This window comes from Corallococcus sp. AB049A (genome assembly GCF_003668885.1).
In the GTDB taxonomy this organism is placed as follows: Bacteria; Myxococcota; Myxococcia; order Myxococcales; family Myxococcaceae; genus Corallococcus; species Corallococcus interemptor.
Window position 1 is genome coordinate 1 of record NZ_RAWL01001314.1, and the last position, 410, is coordinate 410.

1 protein-coding gene is annotated in these 410 nt (G+C 53.9%); it reads right to left on the bottom strand.

What is annotated here, in order from left to right; genetic code table 11:
• Nucleotides 1-240, bottom strand: a 240-nt coding sequence (locus tag D7X55_RS45235) for a hypothetical protein (protein WP_233610483.1), incomplete at its 3' end; no start/stop codon positions are given.
• Nucleotides 241-410 lie beyond the last annotated feature (170 nt).

The following is a 410-nucleotide window of genomic DNA, read 5'->3' on the forward strand; positions in this document are numbered from 1 at the left end:
GTCGTAGAGCTTGTTGGTCGATGTGTAAGCCAGCCGGGCCACAAGAAGGGCGGGTATAATGAGCGAAATGATAGCAAAGGAGAGTGCGGCAAGGGCAATAGATGTGATAGATGCATTATGGCGACCCGAGGTCATCTGATAGCTGGAAAATATAGTGATGGGGAAGTGGAACAGAATCAGGAGCCGGACCAAGTTGCCGTGAAGAACACTTCCATGGAAGGTGTTGGGTCCTGAGCGCAAGAACCGACGCTTCCAGCTTTTGCCGCCAGCAGGCATGAAACGGAAGAGGATATGCCCAGACGAGGACCGCTCTTCTTCTGGCCCACCGGCAGTTTCTAATATGTCCTTGCTTCCGGAGACATAGCGTGTGGCAGGACTTCGGACGCCTGTCCGTGAGGAAGGGGTTGACA